Below are 14,698 nucleotides of genomic sequence, written 5' to 3'. Positions count from 1 at the left end.
TCAGTACTGCGGCCGGCGCGCGTACATCCCTGGCGGCGGCAGGAAGCTCATGCACGCGAGGCAACTTGCCTGCACGCTCGGCCCGGCGAGCACGCGCTCGACCTGGCCGAGCGCTGCGATCTGACCCGCAGTGCGTCGCAGCGGCGTCAGGGCGTCCGACCTGTGCGGCGCATGTGCTTTGACGCCGAACGCCAGCAACAGGCGCACAAGCTGCGACTCCAGGCCTTCCTCGGGCACCACGTCGCGCACGCCGTATGTCTTCAGCTTGGCGCGCTTGGCGGCCGCCTGGATCGCGTCCTCGATGCCGCCCAGGTTATCAACCAGGCCGAAGCGCTTCAGATCGGTCGCGACCCAGACGCGTCCCTGCGCGATGGCATCGACCTTCTCGACCGGTTGCCGGCGCCCTGTCGACACCAGCCGCAGGAATTCGCGGTAGGTATGGGTCACGGAGGATTGGATAATGGCGCTGACGTCCTGGCCTAGCGGGCGGGTCAAATCCTCGGAGCCGGAGAGCGGCGTGGTGCCGAACCCGTCCGACTGGATGCCGAACTTCGCCAGCGCCCCTTCGAAAGTCGGGATCATGCCGAAGACGCCGATCGACCCGGTGATGGTGCCCGGCTCTGCCCAGATTTCATCCGACGTCGATGACACCCAGTAGCCGCCGGATGCCGCGACCGTGCCCATCGACACGACGACGGGCTTGCCGGCGTCCTGCACCGCGGTCACCGCCTCGCGGATCTGCTCGGAGGCGGTGGTCGATCCGCCAGGCGAATTGACCCGCAGCACGACTGCCTTGATGCTGTCATCCTCGGCGGCCTGGTAGAGCATCCGGCTGACGGTCGCGCCGCCCGCCCGGCTTGATGCGCCTCACCATCGATGATTTCGCCGCTGACATAGACGATGCCGACCGCAGTGTCGCCATCCCTGTTCGCCGCCCCGGTCGCGTTGAGATAATCCTGCAGGGCGATCTGCTTGTAGGATGCCAGCCCGTCCGCGTTTTCGCCTTCGCCTGCCAGCTCGGTCAGATGGGCGTCGAACGCGCGCTTCGTACCAAGCGTATCGACCGCTCCGACCCCAGGGCCAGTTTGGCCAGATCGCCATCGGCCCGCTCGACCTGGGTCGGCAGGGCGTTGGTCAAGCGTGCAACCGTGAACCCCTTGGCCTTGCGACTGGCCGCGACCTCGGCGCTATACTGGCCCCAGAGCGTGCCCAGGAGCGCCTGACTGGCCTCGCGCGCGTCATCGGACATGGTGTCCCGCTCATAGGGTTCGACCGCCGATTTGTACCGCCCGGCCCGGAACACATTCACGGTGACGCCGAGTTTCTTCAATGCCGAAGCGAAGTAGAGCTGGTGGTCGTCATAGCCGGAGAGCAGCACCCCGCCCATCGGGTGCATCCAGATCTCATCCGCCTGCGACGCCAGATAATACTGCGGCTCGGCATAGAAGTGCGCATAGGCGTAGATTGGCCGCCCAGTCATCTTGAACGCCTTGAGCGCCCGCGCGATCGACTGCAGGTCGGCCGGGCCGGCACCGAAAAGCCATCGAGCTCAAGCGCGATCGCCGAAACCCGCTTGTCCTCGGTCGCCTGGCGGATCCCGGCCAGCAGGTCGCCCAGCCGGGTCTCGACCGGTATCGAGGCGGCACCGCCGATCAGGCTCGCCGGGTCGGTCGGGCTGGCCTGATCGACGACATATCCGTCGATACTGAGCGCCAGCACCGCCCCGTCCTCGACCACCGGCCCGGTGTCGGACGCGAACACCGCACGCAGCACAAGCAGCAGCAAACCAATCACCAGGACGGTCAGCACCACGTCCTTGATGCCGACCAGCACCTGCCAGACGGCCTTCAAAAATGACCACATGCGCTCTTCTCGACCCGGGGTTATGTCCGACGCGCTTGCCGCCGCCGGCCTATTCTGTAGAGAAGCTAATGTCCGGGCTGGGGCAGGCGATGCAAGGCCTTTCAACGCCCCACGGCACCGGACTGACGCAGGGGATGCGCATGCACCAGACCACGACCCGGCAAGCAGGCGTTAGCGGCCGGATCGCGCTGGTCGAGTTCGGCCGTGGCGTGGCCGCGCTGCTGGTACTCCTGGTGCATGCGGGGGCATGATGCGCCCCGAACAGTACAGCGGCCGGCCCGCCTTCGACGACCTGTTCTCGAAGGGGTTCGTCGGCGTCGATTTCTTCTTCGTGCTGTCAGGCTTCATCATCTGCTTCGTCCACTACAAGGACATGAGCCGCCCGGATCGCCTGCCGCGCTATGCCTGGCGGCGGCTGACCCGCGTACTGCCCACCTATTGGGTCGTCTTCGTCGCGGCGCTGGCGATGAACCTGCTGCTGCAGCGGGAAAAGGCGACTGTCACCGCCCCTTGGCTGCTTGAACAGTGGTTCATGCTGCCGCCGGCGCAGCTTTCGTCGGCCCGGCCTGGACCCTGCAGTTCGAGCTGCTGTTCTACACGATCTTCGCCGGCGTGCTGCTCAACCGGCGGGCCGGCCTGGCGCTGCTGGGCTTTTGGTTCGTCGCCGTGCATGGCGTGCGCCTGTTCCATGGAGATGTCGGCGATGCGCTTGATGATCCCTCGTGGCTGAAAATGCTGGTCCACCCGTACAACAATAATTTTCTGCTCGGCATGGCGCTGGGTCTGGCCATGCGCCACGGCAGGCGTCCTGCCGCTTACGCTGCTTTATGGCGCAGTCAGCGCCGGGTTCTTCGCCTATTGGGCGAGCGCCGGCATCGATTGGCACAATTATCCCCGCTTCATCGGCGTGGGCTTCATCTGCGCCACCCTGCTCGGCGTGCTTCTGCTACTTGCGCCGCATGTCCACAGGCTGCCGGGCTGGATGACTTTTCTCGGCACCATTTCCTACTCGCTGTACCTCAGTCACATCTTCACGGTTGGCTATGTTTATGCCGTCGCTGCCCGCCTTGGTCTGTTCGCCGTCCTGCCGCAGGAGGTGCTGTTCTTTCTTGCGCTTGCGGTGGCGATGGCAACCTCCTGGCTGCTCTACCGGCTAGTGGAAAAGCCTGTGCTCGCCTGGGCGCACCGGGTCGTGCCGTAACCGGTCGCGTAACAAATTCTGCACACACGAAAGTCGGGTGCCGCCCCTTGACACGTTCCGCCCTGCTCTACATATCCCCGCTGTTAGCACTCGACCCGCTTGAGTGCTAAAGGTTCCCGCTGGGCAAACGGGGACCGAACCCCGGAGCCCGCATCTTTCAACCCTGTGAGAGGAGACGCACATGTCTTTCCGCCCACTGCACGATCGCGTGCTCGTTCGCCGCGTTGAGTCGGAGGAAAAACCGCCGGCGGCATCATCATCCCGGACACCGCCAAGGAAAAGCCGCAGGAAGGCGTCGTTGTCGCCGTCGGCGCCGGCACCCGCGATGACAGCGGCAAGCTGAACCCGCTGGACGTGAAGGCCAACGACCGGATCCTGTTCGGCAAATGGTCGGGCACCGAGGTCAAGCTGAACGGCGAAGACCTGCTGATCATGAAGGAAAGCGACATTCTCGGCATCGTCGAGTAACCCGCCTCCCCTGCTTAACCCATTCAAGGAGCTACACCATGGCTGCCAAGGACGTAAAATTCTCCCGTGACGCCCGCGAGCGCATTCTGCGCGGCGTGGACATTCTCGCCGACGCCGTGAAGGTGACCCTGGGCCCGAAGGGCCGCAACGTGGTCATCGAAAAGTCGTTCGGCGCACCGCGCATCACCAGGACGGCGTCACCGTCGCCAAGGAAATCGAACTGAAGGACAAGTTCGAGAACATGGGCCAGATGGTGCGCGAAGTGGCCTCGAAGACCAACGATATTGCGGGCGACGGCACCACCACCGCCACCGTGCTGGCGCAGGCGATCGTGCGTGAAGGCATGAAATCGGTCGCCGCCGGCATGAACCCGATGGACCTGAAGCGCGGCATCGACATCGCGGTCGCCAAGGTCATCGAAAACCTGCAGAGCCGCTCGAAGTCGATCGGTGCGTCGTCGGAAATCGCCCAGGTCGGCACGATCTCGGCCAACGGCGAAGACGCCGTCGGCAAGATGATTGCCGAAGCCATGGAGAAGGTCGGCAAGGAAGGCGTCATCACCGTCGAGGAAGCCAAGGGCCTCGAGAGCGAACTGGACGTCGTCGAGGGCATGCAGTTCGACCGCGGCTACCTGTCGCCGTACTTCATCACCAACGCCGAGAAGATGCTGGTCGAGCTGGACAGCCCGTACATCCTGATCTTCGAAAAGAAGCTCTCCAACCTGCAGTCGATGCTGCCGGTGCTGGAAGCAGTCGTCCAGTCGGGCAAGCCGCTGCTCATCATTGCTGAAGACGTGGAAGGCGAAGCGCTGGCGACCCTGGTCGTCAACAAGCTGCGCGGCGGCCTCAAGGTCGCGGCCGTCAAGGCACCGGGCTTCGGCGACCGCCGCAAGGCCATGCTGGAAGACATCGCCGTGCTGACCGCCGGCAACATGATCAGCGAAGACCTCGGCATCAAGCTCGAGAATGTGACGCTGAACATGCTCGGCCGCGCCAAGAAGATCACCATCGACAAGGACAACACCACCATCGTCGGCGGTGACGGCAGCGCGAGCGACATCAAGGCCCGCTGCGAGCAGATCAAGGCGCAGATCGAGAACACCACCTCGGACTACGACCGCGAGAAGCTGCAGGAGCGTCTGGCCAAGCTGGCTGGCGGCGTGGCCGTCATCAAGGTTGGCGGCGCGACGGAAGTCGAAGTGAAGGAGCGCAAGGACCGCGTCGACGATGCCCTGCACGCCACCCGCGCGGCGGTCGAAGAAGGCATCGTGCCGGGCGGCGGCACCGCCCTGCTGTACGCCACCAAGGCGCTGGAAGGCCTCAAGGGCCTGAACGACGACCAGACCCGCGGCATCGACATCATCCGTCGTGCCCTGGTTGCCCCGCTGCGCCAGATCGCCCAGAACGCCGGCTTCGACGGCGCGGTGGTCTCGGGCAAGCTGCTGGAGCAGGCCGACACCAACCTCGGCTTCAACGCTCAGACCGAGTCTTATGAAGACCTGGTGAAGTCCGGCGTCATCGACCCGACCAAGGTCGTGCGCACCGCGCTGCAGGACGCCGCCTCGGTCGCCGGCCTGCTGATCACCACCGAAGCAGCCGTTGTCGAAGCACCGAAGGAAGACGCGCCGGCAATGCCGGGCGGCGGCGGTATGGGCGGCATGGGCGGCATGGACTTCTAGACCTTGATCGTTTCAGATTGAATCAATCTGAAACGTGAATCATGGTCTAAATTGTTGATAAGAGCCTGATTCACGCCCTCGGTTGAAGCACATATGCTTCAACCTCAACCGATCAGGCTCTAAGCCGCGCCTCAGACGCAGACGCAAGAAAGCCGGAGGAGCGATCCTCCGGCTTTTTAGCCCTCCCTTTGTCGTTCTTGCGAGAACAGTTCTCCCGCTTTCTGATGGGCTTGTCGGGAGCAGCGAAAACGCAATCTACGGCATTGTGTCGTGACGACAGCGGGAAGAGGGCCCTATGAACAATCTCGGCTATGGCGTCTGGGCTTATGCGGCGGGGGCGTTGATCCCGCTGGTCGGGATTCTCAACGCCGGGCTCAGCCGGGCGCTCGGCGGGCCGTTCTACGCCTCCTTCTTCGTAATGCTGTCTGGCGCGGTCGCGATGGGCGTGGTGGCGCTGCTGGCGCAGGGTGCACCGCCCGCACTCTACCGTTACGGCGACATTCAGCCCCAGCATCTGATCGCCGGGCTGATCATGGCCTTCTACATCGGCAGCATCACCTGGCTGGCACCGCGCTTCGGCGTCGGCAATGCCATCCTGCTGGTGGTGACGGCGCAGATCTGCACCGCGGCGATCATCGATAACTTCGCCCTGTTCGGCGCGCCGCACAAGCCGCTCACCTGGCTGCGCGCCAGCGGCCTGGTGCTGGTGATCGCCGGGCTTGCCATCACCCAGCTTGCCGCCAGCCGGCGCTGACCCGGCCTGCCCTTTCATTCTGCACGCCGATGCCCTATATCATGGGGCCGTCTTCGGGCGGCTATGGTGATAAATGATGCCGTGAAATAGACATAGCGGACCCGGGGCAGTACCCGGCGGCTCCACCACCAGCCCCGGGAGCGAGGCTGATGCTGGGGCCGAACCAGGATCGACGTGTGTTCAAAGACGGTGTTTTGCCCGGCCTGACTGAGCCGTTAAACCGGTTTAACTCACAAATGCCAACGATAACGAGGCATTCGCGATTGCTGCCTAACGACCGGCCTCACGGCTAATCGTTAAGTGACTTGAGCGCGGCAGGGACCACGCCGGGCAACAGAAGTGGAAACCAGCGGTACGGAGGGCACCGGGCAACAGAAGCCCTCCATTTCCACAGCGCCTGCGCCGCCGCCCAGCCGCTCGGGAATTACGGTGCTACCGTAATTCAAGAGGAATTAAGCCTATTTCGTAAACTGGCACCGTAATTCACCGTAATTCGATTCGGGTGACCGTATCGAGGGTTCGAATCCCTCGCTCTCCCCGGTCGTGTGGGTTCGGGTGGTATAGACGGGCCGCTGAGAATGGCCCTACCGCAGTACCAAATCAGGCAGCTTCGGAGATATCACCGTGCTTGAAGATTGGCGAGCACCGACAAGGTACTGATGTGCGCTCGCCTCAATGTCGCCAAGTGTAAACTCCCACCACTTCAATGCTTCACTTAGTGCGGACTTTGTTGTGAGAATACGTGTTCCAACTAAAATTTTATCTCCTTGCTCTGTGTCTAATTCATTTCGATGAAATCGCCATTCATTAAAGTTGTACTGCTTAAGTATGTTGTTGCGCTCCCGTTCGATAAAGTCATGAAAAATTTCGTGCTCAATTCCGCCGTTACCTATTTTCTTCCACTGCGCATCTATTGCTGTGTTAAGATATTTTGAGCGCACACCGTCAACTTTACGAGAACGTGCCCTACGGTCCGTAGAAGTACGACTGCCGTAACCCATGCAATCCTTTTTCTGCAACACATGCAGCAGAATCATAACGCCTGACTGCAATGTGACAGTCTCTAAGAACGCGACGAGCAGCAGTAGTGTCGCTCTGAGTCCACCGATCATTCATGTGGGAGCGACTTCTGCGCTCCCTTTCATTGGAAAAGTCTTCGCCATCAGACTATGATTTTGTATTTTGTAACTGATGTCAACAATGCAGAATAACGGTGCCAGTTTACGAAATGCACCAACAATAACAAGAGTCGCGGATGGTCGGTAGTCGGTCAGCTTGAAATCATGCCGCTCACCCTGAGCTGGACGAAGGGTTGAGCGGCTCGTGGTTCGTCCAAGCTCACCACGAGCGGACTTTACAGCCTGCTCCGTGAAGATCGGAATGGCGATCCCATCCAATGTCATCAGACTCTAGCAGGCTGCTGAAAAAGTGGAATAATATAGTCCCATTTTGTCATTCCGGCGCAGGCCGCAACCGCGTGCTGCTCCGCCCTTCGTTCGTGCCGGGGCGGCTCTCCCTCTCGGCGAGGGAGGGTCGCGAAGCGGGGGTGGGTGGAATCAAGCTGCACCCACCCCGGCCTGCGGCCACCCCTCCCGTGAACGGGAGGGAGAGGCGGTGTGCAGCAGGCGCACGTCTGGCCGACCCTGCGCGGATTAGCGGCAGCCCATAGCCGGAAGCCGAATGTACCTTGAGGCCAAGGTTGGCGGCGTGCTTGATCCTGCCCCTTTCCGCTTGACACGATGGCACATTATATGATGCAATGGCACCATGAATGGTGCATGGTGAGTGACGGGATCAACACACCGAAAATCCCGCTCGTCTTCTACCGGACGGCATCTGGCAATGAGCCGGTGCGCGACTGGCTGAAAGAGCTGGACCGGGATGACCGCCTTGAAGTCGGCGGCGATCTTCAGCGCGTCCAGTACCGCTGGCCGGTTGGAATGCCCCTGTGCAGACCGATGGGCGGCGGACTGTGGGAGGTGCGGACGAGCTTGCCCAGCAGGACGATAGCGCGGGTGCTGATCTGCTTTCATGACGGGCTGATCTATGCGCTGCACGGCTTTATCAAAAGACTCAGAAGACTCCGCCGGATGATTTGAAACTCGCGCGAGAGCGCATGAAGGAGGTGCAGAATGGCTAACAGACATATGGGGTCGGGTATCGACGACTTCCTGCGCGATGAAGGTGTGCTGGAGGAGTTTCAGGCGCGTTCGATCAAGGAAGTGATCGCCTGGCAACTCGAAAAGGCGATGAAGGATCGCAAGCTGAGCAAGCGCCGCCTTGCCGAGATGATGCACACCAGCCGCACCCAGGTTGACCGCGTGCTTGACCCGGCGGACGGCAACGTGACCATTGAAACGCTGCAACGCGCCGCCGCCGTCCTGGGCCGCCGCGTGCAGGTGGAATTGATCTGATAGCAGGCTCCACGGGTGCTTAGCCGAGCCGCAAGCCGCGCCGGACCAGTTCGGCGCGGATCAGCGAATTACGGTGGGAATTACGGTGGGAATTACGGTGCTCGAACGCTATGGTCCCTTTGCCGATTTTCTGGGCCAAGAGGGTGATGACGAAACGGCATGGCTGGCCTTGCGGATGTCCGAGACATCGGGAAGACCGCTTGGCAGCGGTGATTGGCTGGATATGCTTGAAGCCTGGACCGGGCGCACGGTGAAACCGCAAAAGCGCGGACCAAAGGGCAAGAGGAATTAAGCGTATTTCGTAAACTGGTACCGTAATTGGCGTAATTGGGCACCTATTCGAAATCGGGCTCTTGATCTGGGCTGTTGAAGTTTATCGGGCCGTCTTGGGGCAAGCGCCTCAAACGGTCCATGAAGCGCTGAATCGCCCCTCGCATGTGCCGTTGAACCCTACGCCCGCGATTTCGAACGGCCATTGCGACATACTTACCCGATGCAATCTCGGCTAGGGCTTTCGATCTGCAATAAAACCACACAGTCGAACAACCGTAACTCTTAAACGCCTGCCGATCAAGATCCTGCTGGACCAAATCTTCCTGTGTCTGAATTCGGGAAACTATGTCCAATAGAGAAATCGCACCCGCACCCGTGAATATAGCGCCATCCGTCAGAAATGGCCTGTCTATCAAACGTTCAAGGGTCAGTCGCCAATGATCTGCCTTAACCTTGAGAAACTTTAAACCCTCTTCATTCCAATGGGGAGACCTAACGAGATGGTCAACTTGATAGAATACTTTCAAAGACTCTGACGATGCATACAATACTTCCTCGGTTGTAGCTTGTCTTTGTCTTTTTCTGCCCGTGCAGGAGCTCCCAAGCTAATCAACGAAAATAACAACGCGCTCGCTGTCGCGACAGCGGTAGCAATAGCGCTCCACATATTCCAATCAGTCGAGTGAGCAGGCATATCGAATCTCAACATCGGCAGAATATCTATCAAATACAGCCATGAGGATTATAAATCAAATTACGGTGCCAGTTTACTGAATACACTTAACCTAGATGCAAGGTGGTGCGCAGCACCGGGGTGGCAAGGGCACAAGGCACCCACCCCGGCCTGCGGCCACCCCTCCCGTGAACGGGAGGGAGATAGCGTGCTCCAGGCGCACGTCCGGCCTTGTAGCCTTATGGCAGGGGAACGACCGGCGCTTATCTGTCACGGGCATCCGGGGCTGGACGACTTGTAGGGTTGGTCAGGTCAAGTCGCGTCCAGACTTGTCTGATGCTCCGGCCTTCCCGTCCGCTTCGGGTGTGACTCCAGGCGGGGACCGCCTGCACGGACTTTGCACGGGACACGTGCCCCAGTTGGCCGCGAGCGGTGTATGCGAAGCTTCGGCTGTATCACCGGATGGCTTCGCGCCGGTCGCCCCGGTGCGGGAGGGCACCGGGCTGCCGCCCTGGGTGCCGTGATCAAGGGCTGCAGGGACGCCCCATCATATAGCCAATATGGTTATAAATGTCAAGTATAATGTGTCTAAATAGGTTGAGTAGTGATACCCCCAGGAGGGTCGCGGAGCCGGAGTGGGTGGCACCATGCTTTGCCCACCCCGGCCTGCGGCCACCCCTCCCGTAAACGGGAGGGAGAGGCGACTAGACCTGAAGCCCTCAGTCTCTACAGCGCCTGCGCCGCTGCCCAGCCGCTCGCCCATGCCCACTGGAAATTATAGCCGCCGAGCCAGCCGGTGACGTCCACCGCCTCGCCGATGACGTACAGCCCCGGCACACGCTGTGCCATCATGGTCCGGGACGACAGCGCATCGGTGGACACGCCGCCGACCGTTACCTCGGCCTTGGCGAACCCTTCGGTGCAGTTCGGGTGGAAGGGCCAGTCTGCCAGCCGCTGCTCGATGGTCGTCAGGGCTTTGTCGGCAAGCTGGCCGATCGGCGTCGTCGCGCCTAGACGCTCGACCAGCGCCTGCGCCAGACGCTCGGGCAGATCGAGCAGGGCTTTCAGACCCGTATTCGGCCGCGTGCGCTTGGCCGCCAGCAACCATCCGGGTGCCTGTTCCGGCAGAAAGTCTATGCCGATCGCCTCCCCGTGCCGCCAGTAGGACGAGACCTGCAGGATCGCCGGGCCGGACAACCCCGGTGCGTGAAGAGCGCGGCCTCGGCAAAGCGGGCAGCGCCGCAGCGGGCAACCACCGGGGTCGCCACGCCGGCAAGTGCGCGAAACAGCGCCTCCTCCGGCGGCAGGGTCAAAGGCACCAGCGCCGGGCGCGGCTCGACGATTTTCAGCCCGAACTGGCGCGCCAGACGGTAGGCGAAATCGGTCGCGCCCAGCTTCGGGATCGACGGCCCGCCGGTTGCGATCACCAGCGCCGGGGCCTGTGCCGTGCGCACGCCGTACTCGACCTGAAACTGATCGCCAGCGTGGCGCACCTCCCGGATCGGGTTGCCGAGATGCAGGGTCACGCCGCCCGCCGCGCACTCGTCCAGCAACATGCGCACGATCTGACGCGCCGATCCGTCGCAGAAGAGCTGGCCGAGCGTCTTTTCGTGCCAGGCGATGCGATGGCGGTCGACCAGTGCAAGAAAGTCCTGCGGCCCGTAGCGGCTCAGCGCCGACTTGGCGAAATGCGGATTGGCGCTCAGATAGCGATCCGGGGCGACATCCAGATTGGTGAAGTTGCAGCGACCGCCGCCCGAGATCAGGATCTTGCGCCCGGCCTCTGGCGCATGGTCGATCAACAGGATGCGGCGGCCGCGTTGCCCGGCAATGCCGGCGCACATCAGGCCCGCGCCGCCTGCCCCAGAATGATCGCGTCGTAGCTGTCGGTCATGGGTGCGTCTTGGCACGAGCGGTCAACGCTTGAACAGTGCAGGGTCGTGGGTTGGTTTGAAAAGTCCGCTCATGGTGAGCTAGACGAACCATGAGCCGCTCAGCCCTTCGACAGGCTCAGGGTGAGCGGCAAGATTTCCAAACTGACCCGCGACCCAGTGCAGCCCGCGATTGCCATACGCAACGCCAGCGCATATCTCATGAAAAATAGCCATGAGGGTGCCAATGTCCGATCTGCCACCGCCTGAGACCCGCTACGTCGATCACGCTCAAGTCGCCTGCGACGGCGACGAGGGCCGCTTGGGCACCCGCGCGTGTTTTTGAAGATGGACGAGCGCGGCTATGTCGACTGCGGCTATTGCGACCGCCGGTACATCCTTGCGGGCGGGCCTGCAGACCACCGCCAGCAGGCTGCCTGATGCAGGCGACCGCCGAACGGCTTTTCTACGCGGAGACCGGCCTCGACTCGAACCGGGTCGAGCGCCTGGTCAGCGATGCACTGCACGGCCTGGACGATGGCGAACTGTTTCTCGAATATGCACTCGGAGAGTTTCAGTTTCGACGATGGCCGGCTGAAATCAGCGAGCTTCGACACCGGCCGCGGCTTTGGCCTGCGCGGCGTTGCCGGCGAGACCAGCGCCTACGCCCATTCAACCGACCTGAGCGAGGCGGCGATCCAGCGCGCGGCCGAGACGATCAACGCCATCCGCGCCGGCCATGCCGGCGTCTGGGCCGATGCACCGGTCCGCACCAATCGTCACCTCTACCCGGACGACAATCCGCTGAACGGCATCGCCTTCGCCGCCAAGACCAGACTGCTGGCCGATATCGATGCGTTCGCGCGCGGGCTGGACCCCGTGTAGCCCAGGTCTCAGCGTCCCTGCTTGGGTCCTGGACCGTGGTCGAGATCGTCCGGCCGGATGGCTACCGTGCGCAGGACATCCGGCCGCTGGTGCGGCTCAACGTGCAGATCATCGCCGCCAATGGCGACCGCCGCGAAGTCGGCTTCGACGGTCTGGGTGGCCGGCACGACTACGCGCGCCTGTTCGAGCCGGAGGTCTGGCAGGCATCCTGCAGGGAAGCGCTGCGCCAGGCGCTGGTCAACCTGGACGCCGTGCCGGCACCGGCTGGCGAGACGACCGTGGTGCTGGGCTCCGGCTGGCCGGGCATCCTGCTGCATGAGGCAGTCGGCCACGGCCTGGAAGGCGACTTCAACCGCAAGGGTACATCCGCCTTTTCCGGCCGCATCGGGCAACGGGTTGCAGCACCCGGCGTGACCGTCGTCGACGACGGCTGCATGGATGGCCGCCGCGGCTCCCTCTCGATCGATGATGAAGGCACGCCGACGTCCCGCACTGTCCTGATCGAGGATGGCATTCTGGTCGGCTACATGCAGGACCGCCTGAATGCACGGCTGATGGGCGTGTCGCCCACAGGCAATGGCCGGCGCGAAAGCTACGCGCATGCGCCAATGCCGCGCATGACCAACACCTTCATGCTCGGCGGCGCGCAGAACCCGGACGATATTCTGCGCGGCGTCAAATCCGGGGTTTACGCCAAGACCTTCGGCGGCGGGCAGGTTGACATCACGTCCGGCAAATTCGTTTTCTCCTGCACCGAAGCCTACCGCATCGAGGATGGCCGGCTCGGCGCGCCGATCAAGGGCGCGACCCTGATCGGCAATGGCCCGGATGTGCTGACCCGCGTGTCGGCGATCGGCAACGATTTCGCGCTCGATCCGGGCATCGGCACCTGCGGCAAGGGCGGACAGTCCGTACCCGCCGGCGTCGGCCAGCCGACCTTGCGAATCGACGGCTTGACCGTCGGCGGTACGGCGGCCTGATGCCGGGGACGGCTGGGTTGAGATTGCGCGGTTCAGCGACCTGCTCGAGGCCCAGTTGCTGCGCGGTCTGCTCAACAGCCACGACATCCAGGCCATGATCCCGGAGGAAGCCACTGCAAGCGCCTTCGGTTACGGCGGCCTTCTGCTCGACGGCATCCGCGTGATGGCACCCAGTGATCAGGCCGCATCGGCGCGCCTGCTCCTGCGTGGCCTGAAAAGTTGATAGCGTACCCGGTTGTTGGCCTTCTTCCCGTTGGACAGGCGGCGATCCTGCTCATAATTTGGTCGCATATTTAGGGCAGAGTTGGGGACTGTGCCTCGATAAGGGAGTTGCGCGATTGATGTCGCTGAAGGCCATTGCCATTGACCCGCAGGAATACGCGGCCCTTGCCACCGTGCTGGCCGAGAGCAACCTCATGGCGCAAGGTCTGGGCGGGTTCGACCGCAAATATTACGCGTTTCAGGATACGACCGGCTGGCGGCTCGGCGTCTCGACCATCGAAATCTACGGCCGGCACGCCGTGCTCGGCGCGTTCCTCACCATGGCCTGCCACCGCGCCAAGGGCCTCGGCGGCCAGATGCTTGAAGAACTGCTGGAACAGCTGCGCGCGCAAGGCGTCACGCACGTCTGGCTGTTCGCGCGTGACGACACCGGCTTTCTCGGCAAGCACGGCTTCAAGCCCGCGACACCGCAAATGGTGCCGGATGCGCTGCGCGATAACGGCCAGTTCGCGGACGCCTGTGCCCATGCGCGCCTGCTGGTCCGCCCGCTGAGCTGACGCCCATGCGAAAATCCGTTGCGCTTGCACTTGGCGGCGGCGCCGCCCTGGGATGGGCGCACATCGGCGTCGTGCGCGAACTGCAGGACCGCGCGGTGGAAATCGGCGCAGTCGCCGGCACGTCTATCGGGGCCGTTGTCGCCGTGTGCCTCGCCGGCGGCAAGCTCGACATGATCGAGGCCCTGGCACGCGCGACCAAGCCACTGACGCCCTTGCGCTATCTCGACGTCAGCTTTCGCGGCGGCATGCTGGCTGGCAATCTGGTCGAGCGGGAGGTGGAAAAGCATTTCATCGGGCTGTCCCTGCGCGATCTTGCAATTCCCTGCTGTGTCGTCGCGACCGACCTGGTGACCGGCCGCAGCGTCGCGATGACGGACGCGCCGATCGCGCTCGCCGTGCGCGCCTCGGTCGCAATCCCAGGCATTTTCCGCCCGGTCGCCTATGAGGGCCGCCTGCTTGCCGATGGCGGCCTCGTCTCGCCCTGCCCGGTCGCGGAAGCGCAGGCCATCTCGCCGTTGCCGGTGATCGCTGTCAATCTGACGGGCGATTACGAGCAGCGGGCGCGTGTGGCCGGGCTGACCAGCGACGCCCTGGCCGAGAAAATCTCCCCGCTCGGGGTTACCCGCGCTTCGATCGGCCTGCTGCTTGCGGCGCTGAGCGACGCTCATATGGCCCTGCACCGCCCGGCAGCAGTCATTACGCCGAAGCTCGGCCACATCGACGTCGCCGATTTCACCAAGGCTGACGAGTTGATCGCCCTGGGGCGCGAGGCTGTCGATGCCGTGTGGCCAGACATCGCCCACCTGATTGCCTGATTTTTAGGCAATTACGGTGCGCCGCACAAAATTTAGCCAAAGTT

The 14,698-nt window shown here is 62.8% G+C and carries 15 protein-coding genes, 1 other RNA gene and 5 pseudogenes; 15 read left to right on the top strand and 6 right to left on the bottom strand.

The genetic code is table 11. The features are described 5' to 3' along the window. The 3 genes from sppA to E6W36_RS06780 all read right to left on the bottom strand — a co-directional run bounded on the left by sppA (window position 1) and on the right by E6W36_RS06780 (window position 1,863). The gene (gene sppA, locus E6W36_RS06790; RefSeq protein ID WP_222874149.1) at window positions 1-828 is read right to left on the bottom strand and encodes a signal peptide peptidase SppA; all 828 of its coding nucleotides are present in this window, start codon (window positions 826-828) and stop codon (window positions 1-3) included. A 193-nt stretch (window positions 829-1,021) separates the two neighbouring features. Further along, on the bottom strand, window positions 1,022-1,480 hold the full coding sequence (locus E6W36_RS06785) for a S49 family peptidase (RefSeq protein ID WP_222874148.1): 459 nt from the start codon (window positions 1,478-1,480) through the stop codon (window positions 1,022-1,024). Further along, window positions 1,477-1,863 carry a hypothetical protein gene (locus E6W36_RS06780; RefSeq protein WP_222874147.1) on the bottom strand — a complete coding sequence of 129 codons (387 nt, stop codon included), beginning with the start codon at window positions 1,861-1,863 and terminating at the stop codon, window positions 1,477-1,479. Before E6W36_RS06780 ends, E6W36_RS06785 begins: the two co-directional genes overlap by 4 nt. Before the next feature lie 89 nt (window positions 1,864-1,952). Here E6W36_RS06780 and E6W36_RS06775 point away from each other — a divergent pair, with 89 nt between their 5' ends. The 7 genes and pseudogenes from E6W36_RS06775 (at window position 1,953) to ssrA (ending at window position 6,312) form a co-directional block, all read left to right on the top strand. Further along, the gene (locus E6W36_RS06775) at window positions 1,953-2,114 is read left to right on the top strand and encodes a hypothetical protein (protein WP_222874146.1); all 162 of its coding nucleotides are present in this window, start codon (window positions 1,953-1,955) and stop codon (window positions 2,112-2,114) included. Next, window positions 2,111-2,593: an acyltransferase family protein gene (locus E6W36_RS06770; RefSeq protein ID WP_222874145.1), complete on the top strand. Its 483-nt coding sequence runs from the start codon at window positions 2,111-2,113 to the stop codon at window positions 2,591-2,593. The genes E6W36_RS06775 and E6W36_RS06770 overlap by 4 nt, the downstream gene beginning before the upstream one ends. Before the next feature lie 177 nt (window positions 2,594-2,770). Next, the gene (locus tag E6W36_RS06765; RefSeq protein WP_222874144.1) at window positions 2,771-3,064 is read left to right on the top strand and encodes an acyltransferase family protein; all 294 of its coding nucleotides are present in this window, start codon (window positions 2,771-2,773) and stop codon (window positions 3,062-3,064) included. Between the two features lie 181 nt (window positions 3,065-3,245). Next, window positions 3,246-3,532 (top strand): annotated as a pseudogene (locus tag E6W36_RS06760) (co-chaperone GroES). 38 nt (window positions 3,533-3,570) lie between these two features. Next, window positions 3,571-5,210: pseudogene (gene groL, locus E6W36_RS06755) on the top strand (chaperonin GroEL). Between the two features lie 295 nt (window positions 5,211-5,505). Continuing rightward, window positions 5,506-5,964: a DMT family transporter gene (locus E6W36_RS06750; RefSeq protein WP_222874143.1), complete on the top strand. Its 459-nt coding sequence runs from the start codon at window positions 5,506-5,508 to the stop codon at window positions 5,962-5,964. An 8-nt stretch (window positions 5,965-5,972) separates the two neighbouring features. Further along, window positions 5,973-6,312: a transfer-messenger RNA gene (gene ssrA, locus E6W36_RS06745) on the top strand. Window positions 6,313-6,548: 236 nt separating this feature from the next. Here the strand turns inward: ssrA and E6W36_RS06740 are convergent. Both E6W36_RS06740 and E6W36_RS06735 read right to left on the bottom strand, forming a co-directional pair. Then, the gene (locus tag E6W36_RS06740; RefSeq protein ID WP_222874142.1) at window positions 6,549-7,076 is read right to left on the bottom strand and encodes a hypothetical protein; all 528 of its coding nucleotides are present in this window, start codon (window positions 7,074-7,076) and stop codon (window positions 6,549-6,551) included. After that, on the bottom strand, window positions 7,077-7,367 hold the full coding sequence (locus E6W36_RS06735) for a hypothetical protein (protein ID WP_222874141.1): 291 nt from the start codon (window positions 7,365-7,367) through the stop codon (window positions 7,077-7,079). It abuts the gene before it with no gap. 348 nt (window positions 7,368-7,715) lie between these two features. Here E6W36_RS06735 and E6W36_RS06730 point away from each other — a divergent pair, with 348 nt between their 5' ends. The 3 genes from E6W36_RS06730 (at window position 7,716) to E6W36_RS06720 (ending at window position 8,670) form a co-directional block, all read left to right on the top strand. Continuing rightward, window positions 7,716-8,063 carry a type II toxin-antitoxin system RelE/ParE family toxin gene (locus E6W36_RS06730; RefSeq protein WP_246048205.1) on the top strand — a complete coding sequence of 116 codons (348 nt, stop codon included), beginning with the start codon at window positions 7,716-7,718 and terminating at the stop codon, window positions 8,061-8,063. A gap of 33 nt (window positions 8,064-8,096) precedes the next feature. Beyond that, the gene (locus E6W36_RS06725; protein ID WP_222874140.1) at window positions 8,097-8,378 is read left to right on the top strand and encodes a helix-turn-helix domain-containing protein; all 282 of its coding nucleotides are present in this window, start codon (window positions 8,097-8,099) and stop codon (window positions 8,376-8,378) included. 97 nt (window positions 8,379-8,475) lie between these two features. Continuing rightward, window positions 8,476-8,670, top strand: a complete 195-nt coding sequence (locus E6W36_RS06720) for a hypothetical protein (protein ID WP_222874139.1) — start codon at window positions 8,476-8,478, stop codon at window positions 8,668-8,670. Between the two features lie 1,380 nt (window positions 8,671-10,050). Here the strand turns inward: E6W36_RS06720 and E6W36_RS06715 are convergent. Then, window positions 10,051-11,218 (bottom strand): annotated as a pseudogene (locus tag E6W36_RS06715) (BaiN/RdsA family NAD(P)/FAD-dependent oxidoreductase). Between the two features lie 224 nt (window positions 11,219-11,442). On the opposite strand from E6W36_RS06715, the pseudogene E6W36_RS06710 reads away from it, so the two are divergent. The 5 genes and pseudogenes from E6W36_RS06710 (at window position 11,443) to E6W36_RS06690 (ending at window position 14,654) form a co-directional block, all read left to right on the top strand. After that, window positions 11,443-11,636: pseudogene (locus tag E6W36_RS06710) on the top strand (zinc-finger domain-containing protein). Next, window positions 11,636-13,060, top strand: a pseudogene (tldD, locus tag E6W36_RS06705) (metalloprotease TldD). Before E6W36_RS06710 ends, tldD begins: the two co-directional pseudogenes overlap by 1 nt. A gap of 22 nt (window positions 13,061-13,082) precedes the next feature. After that, window positions 13,083-13,283, top strand: coding sequence for a putative signal transducing protein (locus tag E6W36_RS06700; RefSeq protein ID WP_222874422.1), 201 nt, complete (start codon window positions 13,083-13,085; stop codon window positions 13,281-13,283). A gap of 118 nt (window positions 13,284-13,401) precedes the next feature. After that, a complete protein-coding gene (locus tag E6W36_RS06695) occupies window positions 13,402-13,839 on the top strand; it encodes a GNAT family N-acetyltransferase (RefSeq protein WP_342776853.1) in 438 nt (145 codons plus the stop codon). A 5-nt stretch (window positions 13,840-13,844) separates the two neighbouring features. Continuing rightward, window positions 13,845-14,654: a patatin-like phospholipase family protein gene (locus E6W36_RS06690; protein ID WP_222874137.1), complete on the top strand. Its 810-nt coding sequence runs from the start codon at window positions 13,845-13,847 to the stop codon at window positions 14,652-14,654. Window positions 14,655-14,698 lie beyond the last annotated feature (44 nt).

This window comes from Hankyongella ginsenosidimutans (assembly GCF_005144965.1).
GTDB classification, from domain to species: Bacteria; Pseudomonadota; Alphaproteobacteria; order Sphingomonadales; family Sphingomonadaceae; genus Hankyongella; species Hankyongella ginsenosidimutans.
Note: the sequence above shows the minus strand (reverse complement) of the source record. Positions and strands in the feature narration are given on the sequence as shown.